Source organism: Shewanella sp. TB7-MNA-CIBAN-0143 (assembly GCF_040310065.1).
GTDB lineage: Bacteria > Pseudomonadota > Gammaproteobacteria > Enterobacterales > Shewanellaceae > Shewanella.
On sequence record NZ_JBEOPL010000003.1, the window covers coordinates 143,653 to 163,623 of the forward strand.

Annotated in this window: 17 protein-coding genes; 10 read left to right on the forward strand and 7 right to left on the reverse strand. The window is 42.7% G+C overall.

The features are described 5' to 3' along the window. The first annotated feature begins 139 nt into the window (after positions 1 to 139). The 4 genes from ftsY (at position 140) to rpoH (ending at position 4,675) form a co-directional block, all read left to right on the forward strand. Complete coding sequence (ftsY, locus tag AAEY97_RS03465; protein ID WP_350996613.1) at positions 140 to 1,918, forward strand: signal recognition particle-docking protein FtsY; 1,779 nt, start codon at positions 140 to 142, stop codon at positions 1,916 to 1,918. A 3-nt stretch (positions 1,919 to 1,921) separates the two neighbouring features. Next, positions 1,922 to 2,611, forward strand: coding sequence for a cell division ATP-binding protein FtsE (gene ftsE / locus AAEY97_RS03470; RefSeq protein ID WP_350996615.1), 690 nt, complete (start codon positions 1,922 to 1,924; stop codon positions 2,609 to 2,611). Next, positions 2,608 to 3,573: a permease-like cell division protein FtsX gene (ftsX, locus tag AAEY97_RS03475; RefSeq protein WP_101084901.1), complete on the forward strand. Its 966-nt coding sequence runs from the start codon at positions 2,608 to 2,610 to the stop codon at positions 3,571 to 3,573. Before ftsE ends, ftsX begins: the two co-directional genes overlap by 4 nt. A 244-nt stretch (positions 3,574 to 3,817) precedes the next feature. After that, a complete protein-coding gene (gene rpoH / locus AAEY97_RS03480; protein WP_011635768.1) occupies positions 3,818 to 4,675 on the forward strand; it encodes an RNA polymerase sigma factor RpoH in 858 nt (285 codons plus the stop codon). Positions 4,676 to 4,934: 259 nt separating this feature from the next. On the opposite strand, the gene menE is transcribed toward rpoH, so the two are convergent. The 4 genes from menE to menD are packed head-to-tail and all read right to left on the reverse strand — an operon-like array spanning position 4,935 to position 10,175. After that, positions 4,935 to 6,527 (reverse strand): o-succinylbenzoate--CoA ligase, encoded by a 1,593-nt coding sequence (menE, locus tag AAEY97_RS03485; RefSeq protein WP_350996619.1) that lies wholly within the window; start codon positions 6,525 to 6,527, stop codon positions 4,935 to 4,937. Continuing rightward, entirely contained in the window at positions 6,527 to 7,621 is a 1,095-nt protein-coding gene (gene menC, locus AAEY97_RS03490; RefSeq protein WP_350996622.1) for an o-succinylbenzoate synthase, read from the reverse strand. The genes menE and menC overlap by 1 nt, the downstream gene beginning before the upstream one ends. 2 nt (positions 7,622 to 7,623) lie before the next feature. Further along, positions 7,624 to 8,436: a 2-succinyl-6-hydroxy-2,4-cyclohexadiene-1-carboxylate synthase gene (menH, locus tag AAEY97_RS03495; RefSeq protein ID WP_335692083.1), complete on the reverse strand. Its 813-nt coding sequence runs from the start codon at positions 8,434 to 8,436 to the stop codon at positions 7,624 to 7,626. Beyond that, entirely contained in the window at positions 8,436 to 10,175 is a 1,740-nt protein-coding gene (menD, locus tag AAEY97_RS03500) for a 2-succinyl-5-enolpyruvyl-6-hydroxy-3-cyclohexene-1-carboxylic-acid synthase (protein WP_350996625.1), read from the reverse strand. The genes menH and menD overlap by 1 nt, the downstream gene beginning before the upstream one ends. A gap of 220 nt (positions 10,176 to 10,395) precedes the next feature. Here menD and AAEY97_RS03505 point away from each other — a divergent pair, with 220 nt between their 5' ends. Further along, positions 10,396 to 11,229: an HDOD domain-containing protein gene (locus AAEY97_RS03505; protein WP_162022087.1), complete on the forward strand. Its 834-nt coding sequence runs from the start codon at positions 10,396 to 10,398 to the stop codon at positions 11,227 to 11,229. A 48-nt stretch (positions 11,230 to 11,277) separates the two neighbouring features. Here AAEY97_RS03505 and AAEY97_RS03510 read toward each other — a convergent pair whose 3' ends face one another. Then, positions 11,278 to 11,706 (reverse strand): Lrp/AsnC family transcriptional regulator, encoded by a 429-nt coding sequence (locus AAEY97_RS03510; protein WP_101084907.1) that lies wholly within the window; start codon positions 11,704 to 11,706, stop codon positions 11,278 to 11,280. A 173-nt stretch (positions 11,707 to 11,879) separates the two neighbouring features. Here AAEY97_RS03510 and yjeH point away from each other — a divergent pair, with 173 nt between their 5' ends. Continuing rightward, on the forward strand, positions 11,880 to 13,163 hold the full coding sequence (gene yjeH, locus AAEY97_RS03515; RefSeq protein ID WP_350996628.1) for an L-methionine/branched-chain amino acid transporter: 1,284 nt from the start codon (positions 11,880 to 11,882) through the stop codon (positions 13,161 to 13,163). Positions 13,164 to 13,174: 11 nt separating this feature from the next. On the opposite strand, the gene AAEY97_RS03520 is transcribed toward yjeH, so the two are convergent. Both AAEY97_RS03520 and AAEY97_RS03525 read right to left on the reverse strand, forming a co-directional pair. Next, complete coding sequence (locus AAEY97_RS03520) at positions 13,175 to 13,624, reverse strand: tellurite resistance TerB family protein (RefSeq protein ID WP_101084909.1); 450 nt, start codon at positions 13,622 to 13,624, stop codon at positions 13,175 to 13,177. 125 nt (positions 13,625 to 13,749) lie between these two features. Continuing rightward, a complete protein-coding gene (locus AAEY97_RS03525) occupies positions 13,750 to 14,295 on the reverse strand; it encodes a DUF2780 domain-containing protein (protein ID WP_182743340.1) in 546 nt (181 codons plus the stop codon). Positions 14,296 to 14,465: 170 nt separating this feature from the next. Between AAEY97_RS03525 and AAEY97_RS03530 the strand changes: the two genes are divergently transcribed. The 4 genes from AAEY97_RS03530 (at position 14,466) to lspA (ending at position 19,810) form a co-directional block, all read left to right on the forward strand. Further along, on the forward strand, positions 14,466 to 15,188 hold the full coding sequence (locus tag AAEY97_RS03530; RefSeq protein ID WP_101084911.1) for a hypothetical protein: 723 nt from the start codon (positions 14,466 to 14,468) through the stop codon (positions 15,186 to 15,188). 32 nt (positions 15,189 to 15,220) lie between these two features. Next, positions 15,221 to 16,729 (forward strand): DUF4145 domain-containing protein, encoded by a 1,509-nt coding sequence (locus AAEY97_RS03535; RefSeq protein WP_182743338.1) that lies wholly within the window; start codon positions 15,221 to 15,223, stop codon positions 16,727 to 16,729. A 232-nt stretch (positions 16,730 to 16,961) separates the two neighbouring features. Continuing rightward, positions 16,962 to 18,818, forward strand: a complete 1,857-nt coding sequence (locus AAEY97_RS03540) for an SLC13 family permease (RefSeq protein WP_350996632.1) — start codon at positions 16,962 to 16,964, stop codon at positions 18,816 to 18,818. A 500-nt stretch (positions 18,819 to 19,318) separates the two neighbouring features. Beyond that, entirely contained in the window at positions 19,319 to 19,810 is a 492-nt protein-coding gene (gene lspA / locus AAEY97_RS03545; RefSeq protein WP_101084914.1) for a signal peptidase II, read from the forward strand. The last annotated feature ends 161 nt before the right edge of the window (positions 19,811 to 19,971 follow it).

The window sequence follows — 19,971 nt, forward strand, 5'->3', positions numbered from 1 at the left end:
GTAGACTATGCCACAATCTGAACCGCCGTTATTTTATATCAAACTTGTGATTAAATGTGAGTATTCATCATTTTACTGGTTAGAGATGCAACAAACGGCTTCAACTGAATTTTTAAGCATATAAATACTGGTAGCAAACATGGCAAAGAAAGGTTTTTTTTCCTGGTTTCGTAAAGATAAGCCCGTCCCTGAAGTTGAAGAACAGCAACAACTCGATATTGATGCGGAAAATGAAGTTGCAACAGAGTCTGCTGACCAAACCCAACAAGCTGAGCTGCAAAAGCAAACTGAAGCAACAGCGCGTCTAGATGTTGAGCGTTTTGAGCAAGAACGTCTCGAAAGCGAACGCGCAGAACAAGCGCATATCGACACTGGGCGTATTGCCGCGGATAAGTTAGCTGCTGATGTTTTAACTTCAGAAAAGCTAGCCGTTGAGCAGGCAGAGAAACAAAAGCAAGCACAAGAGACTCAGCGTTTAGAAACTGAACGCTTAGAAGCCGAACGTATTGAACAACTTCGTCTTGAACAGCTTGATCTAGAAAATAAGCGTCTTGAGCAAGAGCGTGTCGACAGTGAACGAGTAGAACAAGCCCGTATCGATGCTGAGCGTATTGCTGCAGAAAAGCTAGTCGCTGAGCAGGCTGAGCAACAAAAGCAAGCACAAGAGATTCAGCGTTTAGAAACTGAACGTTTAGAAGCCGAACGTGCTGAACAGATTCGTCTTGAACAGCTTCATCTAGAAAATAAGCGTCTTGAGCAAGAGCGTGTCGACAGTGAACGAGCAGAACAAGCCAGTGTCGATGCTGAACGTATTGCTGCAGAAACGTTAGCAGCTGAAGCCTTAGCAACCGAAGCTTTAGCTACAGAACTAGCCGCACAGCAATTAGCAGAACAACAGGCTGCCGAGCAACAAGTAGCCGAGCAACAAGCACCGATAGAGTCTATTGAGTTAGCACAACAAGATGAACCGCAAGCTAAACCACAAAAAGAGGGTATGTTTGCCCGCTTAAAGCGTGGCTTAATGCGCACCAGTGAGAATATTGGTTCTGGCTTCATTGGCTTATTTCGCGGTAAAAAAATTAATGATGAGTTATTTGAAGAACTCGAAGAACAATTGTTAATCGCTGATGTGGGTGTCGAAACCACCAATAAATTAATTAAAAGCCTGACCGAGCATGCATCACGTAAGCAACTTAAAGATGCAGAAGCACTTTATGATTTAATGCGTGAAGAAATGCAAAAAATGCTCGATCCGGTAGCCATTCCTTTAGTTCCCGATAACGCCAATGGCCCGTTTGTCATTCTTATGATTGGTGTCAATGGTGTGGGTAAAACCACCACAATTGGTAAACTGGCTAAACAGTACCAAAGCCAAGGTAAATCTGTCATGTTAGCAGCCGGTGATACCTTCCGCGCAGCAGCCGTTGAGCAGTTACAAGTGTGGGGACAACGCAATAATATTCCGGTCGTGGCCCAACATACTGGCGCAGACAGTGCTTCAGTCATATTTGATGCCTTGCAAGCCGCTAAAGCGCGTAAAGTAGACGTATTAATTGCTGATACAGCAGGACGTTTGCAAAACAAAAGTCACTTAATGGAAGAGTTGAAAAAAGTCGTGCGAGTGATGAAAAAACTCGACCCAGATTCGCCCCATGAAGTCATGCTAACGTTAGATGCCAGCACTGGCCAGAATGCTATTAGCCAAGCACAGTTGTTTAAAGAGGCGGTTGGCGTGACGGGGATTACCATCAGTAAATTAGATGGTACCGCCAAAGGTGGGGTGATTTTTGCGATTGCCGATAAGTTTTCTATTCCTATTCGTCATATTGGTGTCGGTGAGCAAATTGATGATTTGCGTACTTTTAACTCCAATGACTTTATTGAAGCATTATTTAGCCAGGATAAAACGGACCAATAATTTATGATCCAATTTGAGCAGGTCAGTAAAATCTATGCTGGAGGCCAAAAGGCCCTTATGGATGTCAACTTTCACCTTCGACAAGGTGAAATGGCTTTTTTAACCGGCCATTCTGGTGCGGGTAAAAGTACCTTGCTCAAACTCATTACGGTTATTGAACGTGCTACGGCAGGTAAGGTGTCTATTAATGGGCATAACATTGCCAATGTAGGGCCAAAACATGTGCCTTATTTACGTCGCAATATTGGGGTGATCTTCCAAAATCATCACTTGTTGATGGATAAAACCGTATTTGACAATATTGCCTTGCCGTTAGTGATCGAAGGTTTCACCCATGGCGAAATTCGTAAGCGTGTTGCTGGCGCACTCGACATGGTGGGTTTATATGGCAAAGAACGGCATTTGCCGATAATGCTGTCGGGTGGTGAACAACAACGAGTCGGCATTGCCCGTGCTATTGTTAACAAGCCACCACTGTTGTTGGCCGATGAACCTACGGGTAACTTAGACCCTAAATTATCGATGGATATTTTACGTTTATTCGAAGCCTTTAATGACTCGGGTACTAGCGTGCTAATTGCCACCCATGATTTAGGCCTTATTGCGCGCATGAAATATCGCACTTATACTCTGCGTGAAGGACGTATGCTCGGTGGAGAACGTTCTACTGCTGGTGGGGAGACAATACGATGAGTAAAAAAGTGAATATTACTCAGAGTAAATTACCTTTAAGCGGTCGTATTGTGATGTTTTTTATTCGCCATGTGCAACAAGGCATGTCGAGTATGGGAGAACTTTGGCGCAGCCCTGTTTCATCCATTATGACCATGGCAGTATTGGGCGTGAGTTTAAGTTTACCGGCGGCATTGCAGGTACTGGTAAAAAATGCTGAAAACATCACTCAATCTTGGAACAGTGCCGCTGAAATTTCGTTATTTATTAATAAAGGCCGCAGTGAGCAATCCATTCAAAGTTTGTTGTCGCGTATCAAAGCATTCCGCGAGGTTGAATCGGTCACTTATATTAGTCGCGATCAAGCATTAGAAGAGTTTCAACGCTTATCTGGTTTTGGTGAGGCGTTGTCATATTTAGATGAAAACCCACTACCTGCAGTCGTTACGGTAACGCCTTCGCTTAAGTATTCTAGTCCCACAGGGGCGCGTGAGTTACTGGTAAAATTAGAACGTGAATCCGAAGTTAACTTTGGTCGTTTAGATATTGAATGGTTAGAGCGTCTGCAGGCATTACTTAAATTACTTGAAAAAACAGTGTTGGCCATTGCTGCCTTGCTGGTTCTTGCGGTGGTATTAGTTATTGGCAATACCATTCGGCTTGCGATTATGAACCGTCGAACCGAAATTGAAGTGATGAAGCTAGTGGGTGCAACCGAAGCCTTTATTCAACGTCCGTTTTTATATACTGGAATTTGGTATGGGGTCATCGGTGGCATTTTGGCTTGGCTCATTATTAATGTGCTAGTGTGGTATCTCGATGGTGCCTTAGCAGAGTTACTGGGATTATATGGCAGTGAATTAACCATCCAGTCATTAACATTTTCAGAGTTGATTAAACTGGTGTTATTGGCATCATTCTTAGGCTGGTTTGGCTCATATTTATCTGTACGACAACACTTACGTAGCATTGAACCGTCATAATTGCAGGCGTATAATGAAGCTTAAGCTTTAATAATGAACGTTTGTTCACTTGCATTGCGATAGCCTTGCGGTAAAAATGTTCATCTAGTAGAACCTTATTTGACATATGATGTCATATAGTTGATAGTTTATCGGCTAAATCGAGTTAGCTCTCTTGTGTTGTGAACCAAGAGACCTTATTCATCGTACAGAATAATCGTACCGAGTTAGCTGGAATATATTTTTGAATGTAGTAGGAGAGCGAATGACTTATCAAACGCAATCAATGGCGCTGGCGGTTCCGCATAATGCTAGTAGCCTAGAAGCGTACATCCAGTCTGTGACCAGCATCAATATGCTGGACGCCGATACAGAGTACGACATCGCCAAGCGTTTACAAGAAAATGGCGACCTACAAGCGGCAAAGCAATTAATTATGTCGCATCTTCGTTTTGTTGTGCATGTTGCGAAAGGTTATTCAGGATACGGTTTACCACAGGCAGATCTTATTCAAGAAGGTAACATTGGCTTGATGAAAGCGGTTAAACGCTTCGACCCAGATGTTGGTGTTCGCCTTGTTTCTTTTGCGGTGCATTGGATTAAAGCTGAAATTCATGAATACGTGTTGAAAAACTGGCGTATCGTGAAAGTAGCGACCACGAAAGCACAGCGTAAATTATTCTTTAATATTCGTAAGTCTAAAAAGCGTTTAGGTTGGTTTAGTGACGCTGAAGTGACCATGGTTGCAGAGAATTTAGGTGTATCGAAAGCTGATGTGACCGAAATGGAATCACGGATGGCAGCCCAAGATCCGGCCTTCGACTTAACCAATGACAGCGATGACGATCATCATGATTTTGCCCCAGCATTATATTTAGAAGATCATTCTTCAGATGTGGCGGATCAGGTTGAGCATGCCAATTGGGAAGCAGACTCTCAAACACGTTTATTATCGGCCATTAAAACCTTAGACGAACGTAGTCAGCATATATTACGTGCGCGTTGGTTAGATGATACTAAAGTGACTTTGCAGGAACTTGCATCGACTTATGAAGTCTCTGCTGAGCGAATCAGACAGTTAGAAAAGAATGCCATGAACAAGCTTAAATCTTGTATGGAGTAACACTCCAGCGTATTCGATTTTGATAGATTAAAACCTGCTACGGCAGGTTTTTTTATGGCTGGAATTTGATAATTTGATAATTTGGCTGCGAAGCTTTATCAGCACTCATTGATATTGAACTGAGATCAATCCAATGCAGACCCATTCACTCTAGAGCCAGTCAATGTCGTATATAGGCAAATTTCGAATAAGCGAATTTAGTGCCATCAAATAAGCCCGAAGCCACCGATGGTTAAGCGTTGTTGAGCAATCAATATTATTATGGTGCTATTTTTGCTGCGTCTATCTGGGTTTGAATGGCGTTGATGATGCTTTTTCTTGGCACTTTTAAACCACTGGTGACGACGTCTTTTGGCCAACCAAAAAATTGTCTAGGCCGCTTGAAACGCGCCAGTGTTGATTCAACTAACTGACTCAGCTGCAGGTTAATGTTGTCGACATCAATTGCTCTTAAATCAACAGTCTTTAAGTCAACAGCCTCCATGTTAACGGTCTCGAAATCAACTGGATTGGCATTAACGGTTTCGAGTTCAATTGCATTAGTACTATTGTCTGCGACACAATAATCAATAATGGCAGCAGGTAAGTGGCCAAAAATTGTATCGTCTAAGGCAAATACAATCGCTTGCGCGACATTGGGATGAGTTAATAATACTGCTTCAAGTTGTTCTGGATGAATGTTCTCACCGCCACAAATAAACATGTTATCCATGCGGCCTAAAATACTCAGTTGTCCTTCTGGATCTAACAGTCCTTTGTCGTGGGTACAAAACCAACCTTGATCATCTAATGGCAAGCTTAACCCCTGGTCGGTTAAATAGCCTAAAAATAAACACTCACCTTTTACCCAAATCACCCCGTCTTTTAACCTCAGTTGTCTTGAAGGCAAAGGACAACCATGATGGCTTAATAAATTGGCTTTAGCGGTGGTAATTTGCGAGCTCATCTCTGTCATACCATAGCTGGTGTAAGCGTTAATGTGCAGGTGTTGTAGTGCATCAATAAGAGCCGGTTCTATGGCTCCGCCGCCCAACAGCAATGCGCTTACATTGGTAAACGCCGCGGGATGTTGCTGGAGTATCTGTATCGCCTGGGTTGGCACTAATGACACATGGGTGATATGGCTACTTGCAAGTTGTTCGGCCAGTGTCAATGCGGGATCTCGCAATACAATGCAGGCTCCAGCCAAAGTGCAACGATGAATAATGGCCAACCCACCAATATGAAACAGTGGTAACGATAATAGCCAAGCGTCAGACGGCGCTAAAGCAATAAACGTTGCAGCCCCTTTGGCGCTGCTCAAATGGTTAGTTAAGCAATGTACCGCAGCTTTGGGTGTTCCACTTGAACCAGATGTGAGAATAATATTGGAAGCTTGATGTGGTGATACCTCAACAGCTTGGTTGCTTAGTTGATCTACTTTTTGAGGCAGTTCAATATCGAGCCAGTAGGCAATCTCAATTGCGGTTTTTCTGCTGACGTTATCGGTCCATAACCATTGGAGATCAAAGCGTTTGATAAGCTGATTAATCTGCACATCAGCCAATCGAGGTGACAAAGGTAAAAATATCCATCCCGCATCAATGCATGCCCAATATAGGCAAATCATGTCAATATTATTGTGTGACACACAAGCTACAATATCGCCATGCTTAACACCTTGTGATTGCAATTGTTGCACTACGCAGTGAACTAAACCACTTAACTGAGCATAACTGACGCGAGTCGTGGGGCAAGTATTGTTGCAAGTCTTATTACCAGTAGTGATGCTCGGATTGACGGCTTTATGGCTACTTTCAATAGCAATAGCATCTGGATGATTTAATGCTGCTTGATGCAAAGGTGACATCATTATATATCAGCCTCGCCTGAGTCTTGTGGTTGGCCGATGTGAGTCAGTAATTGCAACACTTGATGATTTAGCCGTGGAGATAACCCAGAGGTGGCTAACAGCAAGGTTTTGCCAAAGGCGCTTAATGTATCAAGGCCTGGTGGTTCATCTGGTGTTAGTGCCTGGCTCACTATGCGTAAGTCGCTGATACCGAGGTCAGCTTCTAAGCTTGAACTTACTATACCGCGCACACCAGCAAGATGAGCTTGGCTAATCATGTTTTGCAATTTATCCAGCGAACCCAATAACATGGGTTTGATAATTAATGCGCCTAAACCGGGTTGTTGTAATGCTAAATCGAGATCAAATTGAGATGAATTTAATGACTCATCTAAAGCATATTTTATTCCTAATTGCCGGTGTATTTGGGCATTATCACTGGGGTTAATACATGGCTCTTCAATATATTCAATTTTGTGTTTTGGTAAACACGCTAAAAAGTCGATAGCCTGTTCAAGACTAAAACCACGATTAGCATCTAAGCGTAATGTTACGTGAGGTGCGATTGCCAGCACTTGATAAATAAATTGGATTTCGCTTTCCATACTGGTTTGAGCGACTTTAATTTTTACGCTGTTGATGCTGGTCAGTGTCTGTAACTTTTGAGTAATAACGTGTGCTGACATTCCATCGTAAAGTAATGGCACCACAGCTAACTGAGTCTGTGGATATTCGATGCGAACAGGCAATCGATGGGTTAGTTTTGCATCCAATAAGCTCAATGAGAATGCCAATGATGGCAGCGACATCTGCTCGGCAATATTGGCTAAAATCGCTAAGGGTTGATCGATCAAACTCGGTAATATTGACAACAGTTGTGATGTCACCTCATCAAGCGACTCTTGGCTAAACCCTGTTATTGGTTGGCTATCAATATCGATACCTGATAATGGGGCAATTTCAACCCAAGCCACTTGTTGATTATTGAGCTGGATAGCAAGCACTAACCCTTTACGAAAATCAATTCGTTGTATGCCTACAGGTAAACTAGGGTTGAGCTCAATTTGATATTGATACAGAGTACAGCTGGTTATCGTTGAGTTATCTGATGACATTGTTACTCCTTTGGATCCGTTAACGGATCTAAGCACAATAACCCCAGTAAGGTGTCGGTAAACAATTGAGGATGCAGGCTGTGAATATTATGTCCTGCGGCGTGCAAAGGATGTAACTGCAAAGTGCCTAAACCAGACTCTGCCAGTGTCGCCTGCCAATCTATAGCCACCTGAGCAAATTTTTTGTCATCAACCCCATACATAAAATGACATGGACACGTTAGCGACTCAAGTACAGTGCGGCAGTCTTGCTGCAAACTAAGAGACGTTGTCATGTAACAATTGGTTAAGCGTTGTGGATCATTGCTGCGGCGTATTGCAATAAGTTGCTGCTTTTGAGATTGACTCAAGTCATTAAAAACCGCTTGTTGATACCAAAGACTGAGAAAGTCCGCTATGGGCATATGCTGGAGTTTTTTCGCCCAGATACTATCGCTTTTAGCTCGCGCGGCTTGTTGCTGAGCATCTTGCAAGCCAGGATGAGCGGATTCGAGCGTTAAGCTCAAGAGCGAATCAGCATAATCATCTGCAATATGCAGCGCTATTCGTCCGCCGAGTGAGTAACCCAATACATGAAACTGCATATAACCCATGCTATGCATTTTACTCACAATAAGCTCTGCCGTTTGGTGTAATCCCGGTGAGTTTAAAGTGTCTACGTTAGTGCCATGGCCTGGTAAATCAATGCAAATACAATGAAAATATTGGCTTAAACGTGGCATTAAAATAGACCAGTCGTCTTTACTACCCAAAAAACCATGCAGCATTAATAATGCTGGTAATTGTGGTTGGCCAAAGCGACTGATCATTACCATTAGTGTTGTTTCACCCATTGACTGATTTGTGCTATTTGGTCGCTGGCTTGAGTTGGGCTGACATTGACTTCAATCACTGAGGCACAATTAAACTCAAAGGCTTCTTGATACGCTTGATTAAACGACTCAATATCATCTGCTTGTCGATAGGCTAAACCAAACATAGCAGCGCCATAACCAAACTCTAAACCGTGGCTTAATCGGTAAAAATCATTGCGCAGGCTTTCATTGGGTACAGGTAATAGATTAAAAATATTACCGCCATCATTATTAATAATAACCAGCACAAATGGTTGAGTCATTTGTTTTAACAGTGCCAGAGAATTGAAATCATGCAAACAGGATAGGTCGCCCATCACTAGGGTTGTAGATGCATTTTTGTCTGCGGCTACGCCACAAGCGGTTGCAATTAATCCATCAATGCCCGATGCCCCTCGGTTGGTATAAATTGCCGGTGTATTGGTGGCAATTGGTGCGTACATATCGTAGAGCCTGATAGGTAAACTATTACCGATAAACAGTATATGTTGATCTGTTTGAGCCAATGCTATGGCACGCACAACTTGGGCTTCACCAAAGGTTGTATTGTCGATTTGTTGTTTAAACAGCGACTCCAATGACTCATTTAGCGGTAATAATTGTAATGCCCAGTTGGCTTGTGATGAGCGTGGCCAAGGTAATTGGCATACCGCTTGAACATTTGCCTGATAAAATTCTTTAGATTGATGGCTCGGGTCTAAACGATCGCCGTATTTACCTACATGCCAGTAGCTATGCCAAGGTTGTTGGGCAATATATTGAAGTAAACGTTTAGAAATAAAACGCCCACCAAAGACTAATATCCGCTCAGCTTGCTCGAGTTGTTTGTTGGCTTTCGGGTTTAATAATAACTGGTCAACGTGGCCTATTACGCCTGGATGCTGACGCAATTGTGATTGTGCATCAACTAATACTGGCCAGCCAAGCTTTTGTGCTAACGCGACGATTTGCTGTGGATTATCTTCAGGAGCTAAGGTACCAACCACGATCACGCCTTTACCGTGAACAAAGCGCATTAAGGTGTCTGTAGTGGGTAACTCAGCAGTCGTTAGGCTAGCATAGCGCGTCAGTGGTTTAGTGTTTTCAAACCACTGGTTTAATGGTGCAAGATAGGTTGCAGTTGTAAAGCTCGCGGTTTTTTTTACGTGAGCCAATGTCACCAATTCTGTTGGGTATAGCGGCTCACGGTACATACAGTTTATGTGAACCGGCTGGTGTTGGTTAGCTACAGCATGATCGATAGTACTCAATAATGCATTAGCCGGATAACCAAGATCAGGCGTTGGTAAGTTAACTTGTTTAGCATATTGAGCAAAAATAGCAGGCTGAATAATCGCTTGATTCGCACCACAATCAATCAGCTCTGGTGGTCTGTCACCAGATAAAATAATCAGCGGCACATGGGTTAACCACGCCTCAACAATGGCTGGATAAAGATTGGCCACGGCGGTGCCTGAGGTGGTAATGATGGCGACTGGCGCATTACTGGCTTTTGCCAATCCAAGGGCCATAAACCCTAAACCACGCTCGTCAAAATGAATATGACGAGTGAGCTGGGTTTGACTAGCAGCGGCCAATGTTAGCGGAGTTGAGCGAGAACCTGGTGCCATACACACATGCTTAACCCCTAAGCGTGCAAGCTCTTCCAAGATCAATTGACCCCATAACAAATTCATATCGGCGCTGGTCTGTTGTTGCATATTGGCTCATATTACAAATAAATAAACGAATATTAGTGTAACGCCAAGTTAGCGTTATATCTAAGATTTAGCGCAGATTTTTATCCAAAATCTGCGAAATAAGTTGTTAAGGCTACAATCAAATATCAGCCTCATCCTCTCTTGCTTTATTTATGTTGTGCTAATGTTATTAATATGATTTATTTATTGTATTAAAAATAATAACAAGGACTCTCGGAATATGGAATCTGCTGCATTATTAAAAAGAGTTGATGAGTTACCTCGCTTACCCAAAGCGGTTAGTGAATTGTTAGATGCGGTTAATAATGAAAATACCACCGTAAAGAGTATTGCAGCCAAAGTGGCTCAAGATCCTCTTATTAGCGCTAGAGTATTGAGGTTAGCTAATTCAGCTCATTTTGGTCGCAGTCGTGAAGTGGGTTCTATTGACGAAGCGGTGATTCGATTAGGCATGCAAACGTTGCGGACGTTAGTGATTGCTTCTGCGGTTATTGGTGCAATTCCTAATGCAGAAGGGATTGATCTCGCCCAATTCTGGGGGGAGACTTTTGAAGTCGCCCTGTATTCACAAGAAGTAGCCAAACGTTGTGGCGTTGCACCAGATGAAGCTTTTACGTGCGCAATTTTACACAATATTGGTGATTTACTGATTGCCGTTGTTGAGCCTTCGGTCGCAGCACAAATCAGAGCCGCTGTCGCTGAAGGGGCAGATAAGCAACAGCTTGAAACGAGCTTATTAGGTTTCGACTCACCCTCTGTTGGTGCTCTATTAGCTAAAGCATGGAAATTTACTCCCTCTTTAGTGCAAGGGATCGAGCATCAACGCGCACCGCTTAACGCTAAGCCTGCATCTAAGCTGGCTGCCGTTATCTATTTGTCGCACGAGGTGTTTGCCCATTGGGATGATCAGCGCGATGATGAATCTTTTACCGCTTGGTTGGCAGATATAACGAATCACAAAGCCGGTATCATCAAAATGGATATGGCCGGATTAGCCGAGAAGCTCATCGAGTTAAGAGGTAAAGGGTTAGAAATAGGTAAGCAATTAGCTTAGTTACAGTTAACACACTTAACCATTAAGCTCTGTCTATACAGAGCTTTTTTAGGCTTGATTGTTAATCCATTCGCTCATAACCACATGGGTTTTAATTTTGACGATGTCAGCTTGAGCATCAATAAATTCGCGAATTTCATGTAATCGTTGCATAGAATTGGCATGCACATAAACCAATAAATCCATGTCGCCGGTAATGCCTTGGCAAGTTATCACTTCCGGTATGGTGGTGAAAATATGGATGACTTCGGCGCAACGGGCGCAACGATGCTGAATTTCAAAGTATGCCGACACGCCTTGTTTTTGCGACTCACTCAGTAACACCTGATAACCACGGATAACACCCGTTTGTTCTAATTTCTTAATTCGCTCGGTGACAGCACTGCGCGATAAATTCACTTGCTCAGCAATAAACGAAATACTCTGTCGAGCATTGTGGCGTAATTCGTTTATAATCGCTTTATCAAATTTATCCAATGATTTATATCCCGATAATTGTGTGTCACACCTACATACTGTCATTATGACGGAAAGTTGCCTTTTATCCGTCATATTGTCGGTTTAGCAAAGCAACTTGAGCTCATTAACCCGCAGAATGTTTTACTGTTTGGCCTTATAATATCGCAATATATCACAGTAAGAATAAGATAATGAATCAAATGACCGCAACAATAGGACGCTGGCAAGGCGCTGGCTTAATGGCCACCACATTGCTAGGCACTGGGGTATTTATTTTACCGCAAATGACCATAGAGGTAGCAGGCTCAGGTTCGCTATTAGCATGGTTGTTATTAACGGTAGCCATTATTCCAGTCGCATTAGTATTTGGTTTGTTAGCGAGTCGATTCCCGCATGCAGCGGGTCCAGCTTACTTTATTGAAAAAGCATTTGGTGCTACAGCAGGCCGAACAATTGGGCTGATTTTTTTATTAGTGATCCCCATTGGTGCACCTGCTGCAATTTTAATGACCTTTCAATTTTTAGAAGCATTAATATCGATTTCTGGGCTAGGTCAATTAGTCGCAGAGTTATTGATTGTGGCTGTGTTATTGCTGCTGAATATTAAAGGTATTCAGGTGTCGGCAAAATTACAGTTTGCGTTAACCTTGTTGATTGTATCGGTAGTCGCAATATTATTTGGTGCCAGCGGGTTAAATGTCGATCAGCTACAAACCTTTGCGCATGGCAGTCATCCGCAGTTTAGTGGGGTGATGCTAGCAATGGGTATTGGTTTTTGGAGTTTTCTAGGCATTGAGGCCATGACACATCTTGCCAGCGACTTTCGCCAACCCGAAAAAGATTTGCTGCCTGCAATGATGATGGGCACCGTATTAGTGGGTGTTATTTATTTAGCCTGTACTTTTTTATTGCTAATGGTACCAACCGAGGGTGACGGCTTAGCGATGATATCGGCATTTGATTATTTGTTATCAAACACCTTTTTGGGTGGATATGGCGCGTGTATCATCGGAGTATTAGGTATTGCCAGCGGGTTAGCAACCGTGAATGTGTATGCTGCTAGCGCCGCGCGTTTATTGTGGAGCTTCAGTAAAGAAGGCATTTTACCGCGCTATTTTGATAAATTAAACCCACACGGTGTGCCCTTTAGAGCCTTGTTTGCCATTTTGGGGGCTATGGCGGTGGTGATCATCGTGACCTTTTATAGCACTCAAGAATTAGAAGACTTAATCGCTTGGAGTAATGGCGTGTTTGTGATTATTTACTTATTGGCGATGTTGTCTGCAGCTAAGTTACTCAGCAAGCGGTATCTACCATTAGTGATTGCAGGTTGTTTGTTTTGTGTTGGTTTGGGCATCGCGCTTGGCAGTAATATGATTTACGCCATTGTATTGGTGTTGGTTATCGCCCCTTTTATGTGGTGGCAAAAAGCTCATCTTACGCGTAAGTATTTACTCAATAATAGCCAAGGCTAATTGGCTATTATTTAGCGAGTTTCCATGGCGATATTGCGCATTTGAATCAGTTCACTGTGCTTTAAATGCAGTAAATCAGCTGTACGGCGAATAATTTGGTCTTCATATTGCGACAATTCACCATCGGCATAAGCTAATTGCCACATTGACAGCAGTAATTTTTGTTTGTCATCAATACTAAATTGAGCATTGATTTCGGCGGTAAACTCAAATAGAGACGTAGCATTTTTACGGCTTTGATTTGCTTCTTCTATAAGGGTTATCGCTTCTTCTGGGTTAATGCCTAAAGTGCTGATGAGCACTTCGGGCAGTAAAGCAGCTTCAGCAGCAGCCAAATTTTCGTCGGCGTACACAACCTCTTGCAATAGGGTTGCCGCGGCCAGGTTGAGGTTTTTCTGTTTCTCTTCTGGGCTACTTTCTTGAGTATGCGATTGGAGAAATTGCTTTAGTTTGGCGATCATAATTATTCTGTCCAATGTTACTATTCATTTTTATGCTAGCAAAAATGCTAATCCCAAGCGAATGGCTTGGGATTAAATAATGTTAACGCGGGTGTTAGGGTAGCTTTAAGCCGTCTTAATAATGATTATAAGACTGAACCTAAGCCTTTCATTAATAAATCAACCGTACCGTCACCACCACTCTGTTGGAGATAGTTTTTAGCGATATCAACCATAGGGGTAATATATTCTTTTGAGATACCAAGCTTTTCAAAAGCATCATATACCATTGCGCTACCTTGTAACGCAGAGCCTAAATCACCTGCTTGTGACAATAATCCTGACATGCCATTGCCTGATGATAAAGCAGGAACTGCAGCCAGTAGACCGTCCGCATTTGGGATGCTGTTGCTTAATTGGCTAAAATCATTTTCACCTAAATTGGTTTGAGCCAAGCTAAGTAGTGAGCCTAACCCGCCTTCAGCTTGGGTTTGAGATAAGCCAAGTTGAGACATAACGTTACCCACTAAAGCACTTGATTGCTCAGTTGTTTCAGACAGTGCAATGGTTTTGGCTTGTTCAGTTGCTGGTTTTTTAGTTATTTCAGCAACGTTGTCTAACCAGCCCGCAGTTGCTGGCGCTGAGAATACGAAGACGGTAAACAGTACCGGTAATGCAGAAGCTAATTTCATAATGAGTGTCCTTTGATGTGGCTCAATGTCTAAACTTATGCATCATTTTACCCTGATTTACATAAATGCGACAGATGATCGCGATTTTTACACATTAGACTTGTGCAAAATGCATTTTTTTTGGGTATCCTAAGCGCAATATTCGTTGTTAATAGATTACTGGAACCCACATGTCATTGTTTGCAATTTTGACTGAAGCATTTAACTTTTTTCGAAACCACATCCGTCAGCTTGCCGTACTGACGCTGCCATTACTGTTAATCCAAGTCGCTATTCAACTTTGGCTAGGTAATGAAATGCTACAGGCTGATGCTGAAAACCCACAATTCGGTGCAGTACACGCTGCAGCAATGATGGTGTTATTGTTGGTGTTTTCGTTTTTAATTGCCGCATTAACTTTGTATTTAGAGCTACGCTCTCAAGGCCATGATCTTGCCCCGGCACAAATATTAAAGGCTAGTTTGCCTTTTGTACCGCCATTATTACTGGCTGGAGTATTTTCTGGTTTAGCCATTTTAGCGCCGGTGATGATCTTTGCTGCGTTTGGCCCACTATGGTTGATTGGCTTAATCGTGAGCTTGTACTTGTTTTCTCGCCTCGCCTATGTGAACTTTATGGTGGTGGTTGAACGTTTAACACCTTTAGAAGCGATTAAGAGTAGCTTTAAATTTAGCGGCCCTATAACGATTAAAACCATTGCGGTATTAATGCTGTACGTGCCATTGTCTCTATTAGCTGGCATGTTTTCACAAGTCGCGATGCAAGTTGGTTTTCCATTGCAACTGGTGGTTGAAGCAACGTTTTCGTTCTTAGGTTTGTTTGTTAATATTGCGTTATTTAGATTGTATATGGTTAATCGTAAAACACCGGATGCCGATAAAGCAGAGGGATAAATATTCAATCAACTCGCTAAAAGGAGAAACCATTGTTAAATGATATTGAGTTTATTAATGGTTTCTCTGCTGAGTTAAGCGACGATTATCGTTTAGCTAAAAGTTATGTACGCGATATTCCTACCCAAGCGTTAGTCTACATTCGAAGCTTTACCCATAAACTCGCCGCTCAATTAGCGGTGCAGCATGGAGTAACGTTTACCTCAGCAAACTTATATGATCGTATTGAGCAGCTGAATCAGCGACGTGTTATTGATGTTGCCGCAGTGCGGGCGTTACACCGATTACGCAGTGATGGTAATCGCGGCGCACATCCTGAAAAATATCATTTAACTCAAACTCAGCTTGTTAACATCGCGGAAAAGTCGATCCATCAAATTCTGCAGATAATTGAAAAGCTATATCCCTCTCTGCATCCAGGTGTTGCTCCGCATTATCAATTTGAAGCATTTGATTCATTTGCTGGCCGCGATTTATGTTATCGCGCAGTGATGAAAAATGATCCTGAAGCACAGTATTTAGTGGGGATGTCACTTAAAGTCAAAGGATTAATGCTACAAGAGCAAGAGCGCGCGTTGGCACACACCACTGACGATTCACTCTTAGCAAGTTCAAGTTCGGCATCATCAAGCTCAACATCCTCAAGTTCAAATTCAAATTCAGCAGAATCAAACACTCCAAGCCCAATATCAACCACGGTTGAACAAACGTCAGCGGATGTATTTGCCCAAGCAGCACATTGGTTTCATATTGCATCAGCTCATCATCAAGCGGCATTGTTTGAACATGGTGTGAGCTTATTGCACGGCTATAGTGGTGTGGAAAATCCTGCGACGGGCGAGGCGTTTATTGCGCAAGCGGCAGCACAAGGTATTGTTAATGCGCAGGCCTTGTTAGGTTTCTTTTATCTGGTGGGCAGTGATCAATTTGAAGTGGATATTAATCAAGCCGAAACATTGCTGACATTAGCCGCTAATGCAGAAGATGCTGAAGCAATGTCAAACCTTGGGGTGCTGTTTTATCAAAACCAACAATTTGAACAAGCTTACTTATGGGTAAATAAAGCAGCGCAAACCGGTTACCCGCATGCACAATATCATTTGGCACTGATGCTTGAACAAGGTGAAGGATGCCAAGTTGATATCGCTACGAGCCAACAATGGATGCAAGAAGCCGCAGAACAAGGCCAGTTGGATGCGATGTTACGTTGCAGCAGTGATATCTTGCACGATGATGACGCTAGCCAAGAGCAACTTAATATTGCTGAACACTATTTGCATGAAGTGATTAAATACGGCCGTAATGTCACCGCGATGATTGAACTGAGTGTCGCCTTAGCCGACGGAATTTTAGGCCGTATCGATGTGGTACAAGCAGCATATTTACTACAACAAGCTAATTTGCACGCCAACGAGATTCAGCGCCAGGTCATCGAGCCGCTTTGGCAGTCGTTACTGATGCAAATTGACAGTGTGATTGCGCTTAATCCAACGGAAGATGAGTTAACTACCTTGCAACAGGCAAAGTGCTTACTCGCGTAAATGACATTTGCTTTGTTATGGTTGTTTTTAAGTTGGGGTTGTTACTCAGTGATGACTCACGCTAGATAAGTGTGTAGCGTGTCTCTTCAATTCGCTTTAGTTAGAAACAATGCCTAATATTTAACTGATATATATTCAACATATCTCAACCTGCTTTGAAGCGCTTTGTGGAAAAACTTCACAGCAAGCCTAGCCTTACCATGCTCATACCAATAGAAAAGGTTAACGACAGGTGACAGCAATTAATATAACGACTTTGCCACCGCTTCCTGATGCGCATGCACTGGCTGTGTTATTGCTTGTGTTGCTTGCCCTGTTTCTATTTACCAGAGAATCTATTGCCATTGAGACGTCGAGTCTGTTTATTCTGGCAATGCTGAGCATCGGTTTTACTGTTTTTCCTTACGTCAATTCGCAGGGGCAACATCTTGAGGCGTTGCAGTTTTTCAGTGGTTTTGGCCATGAAGCGCTGGTGGCAGTGTGTGCCTTAATGATTGCCGGAAATGGTTTAGTGCGCACCGGAGCGCTAGTACCTCTTGGTCGAATTCTGGCGCGCTTATGGCTTGTAAGCCCCGCATTGAGTATGTTGCTGACCTTGCTGGTTGGCGCTTTTCTGAGTGCATTTGTTAATAATGTACCTATAGTCGTATTGCTGCTGCCTATTCTAATCAGTGTATCGCTGCGAACCGGAGAGCCAGCTTCGGGGATGTTAATGCCAATGGGATTTGCCACTCTGGTGGGAGGAATGAGTACCAGTATTGGCACCTCGACGAATTTGTTAGTTGTTTCAGTTGCTGCAGATATGGGCTTAAGAAGACTGCAGATGTTTGATTTTTTTGTACCGGCAGCAATCGTTGCCGCTATTGCTATTGTTTATTTATGGTTGATTGCGCCACGCTTACTGCCTGCTCGTAAGGCCATACTCAGCGATACCTCCCCAAGAATATTTACTGCCCAACTGGTTATATTGGAAGACGGTTTTGCAGTCGGTAAGACATTGACCGAACTGATTGAAAAGAGCTCAGGTTTGCTGGAAGTATCACGCATTATGCGGGGCACTGGAACCTATGTTGTACCGTTACCCGATGCGCAAATTCAGGCTGGAGATAGGTTAATGGTGAATGACACTCCGGACAATTTGAAGGAACTGGAAAGTGCTCTGGATGCCATGCTCTATGTTGGAGATACGCCTGTTGATGAAGAACATCCCTTATCCGGTGAGGGACAGCAGATTGCCGAAATAGTTGTCATGCAAGGTTCACCTTTGCTTGGTATGACCTTGAGGCAACTTAACTTTTATGATCGTTATCAATTAATGGTGCTGGCAATACATCGAGAGGGAAACTCAGTAGAGACACTGCGTGAAAAAATAGCACAGGCCCGTTTGCGCATTGGTGATGTTCTTTTAGTTCAGGGAGATCAAGACACCATTGGCGAAATTAAGCGTGCTGGTGAGCTATTAGTGCTCGATGCCACCGCAGATCTTCCGTACACGGATAAAGCGGTAACGGCTTTACTGATTATGGCGGCAATTATTCTTGTGTCGGCATTTGGGGATGTTCCCATTGCGATAAGTGCTGTAGGGGGTGTGCTGCTTATGCTGGTCACACGCTGCCTAACCTGGCGTCATGCTTCTATGGCGCTAAGCACTCAGGTCATTTTGATTGTGGCGGCGAGTTTGGCGATGGGGGCGGCATTATTAAAAACCGGTGGTGCAGAGTATTTAGCACAAGTCTTTGTCGCGTTAACCGCAGGGGCTTCTCCGGCGGTTATTGTATCTGGACTGATGTTGCTAATGGCCATTATGACCAATATTGTGTTTAATAATGCTGCTGCAGTCATAGGCACTCCTATTGCTATCAGCATTGCGCAGCAACTGCAGGTTGATCCCGAACCCTTTGTTATTGCTGTGCTGTTTGGTGCCAATATGAGTTATGCCACCCCTATGGCTTATAAGACTAACCTACTGGTAATGCATGCTGGCGGCTATAAATTTACCGATTTTGTCCGAGTGGGCGTCCCACTAACGATCATTGTCTGGCTGAGTTTATCGCTATTACTGCCGGTCATATATTCGCTCAGTTGGTAATCTTTGAAGTGGCGTAGTTATTTTTAATGTATGTGATGTGTTTTTTATTGTTCATAAATTATTTATATCAATAAGATATTAGGCAATGAAAGATATTGAGCAATAACTTAAATGGCCGACTTTATCGAGTGAACCGTCCAATTAGTTGTTGAATTAATAGTTGTTGAATTAATAGTTGTTGAATTAAGCTGTAGCACAGAGCAATATGAGAATTCTGTTGAGTGTATTATGCTCATTGAATCAGCTAGAGTGAGAAAGATGTGATGGAGCACAATAATGACGATGGATTTTAATGAAAAACTTACTAGCAACTCGATATATCTTACTACCAATTTACTCAGTAACTCAGAGTCCACATCAATAACTAAATTCCTATTAGCAAATCAAACCAATTAACCTAAGCTAGAAATCGTTTAGGTTTAACAAGAGATTTGTGCTTTATAAACAATCCAATGCACAAATACTACAACGTAAGCAGCCAGAAAAGGTATAAAGTAAATATGGACGTTTGGAAAAGATTATTGGTTATTTTTTTAGTGACGCTGTCATGCGTAGGTTGTGATCAAGGCACGAAGTTATTAGCGGCAGAACATCTTCCTAAATTTCAAATGACGAGCTACCTTAATGACCTTCTTAGAGTGGGTTACACAGAAAATATTGGTGCATTTCTAGGCTTAGGTAATAATCTATCTGAACAAGCTCGGTTCTGGTTTTTTGTTGTTTTGGTCGGTACGTTTTTATTGGCTTTACTGGTTTATTTAATTTCTAATGCCAAACAGCACCTTGTCCCTTTAATTGCATTATCGTTAGTGTTTTCTGGTGGTATGAGCAATTTCTACGACCGTGTCGTTAATAATGGGGCCGTTATCGATTTTCTAAATATCGGTATAGGCTCGATTCGAACAGGCATTTTTAATGTCGCAGACATAGCAATAATGTTTGGTGTCTTTCTGCTTATATTTGCTCAAAGTAAGCATAAACCTACGGTGTAAAAGTCGACTAACCGGTCATTCATTTGGTTTTGGTTAAGCCTACATGGATATGTTCGAGGAAGACCTATCAGGCTCACGCATTCTGTTGTAAAGAGTCTTCAACGGCCTCAATTTCAGAGTTGAATTTGTACATTTTCAATTAAGGAAAACACGATGAAAAG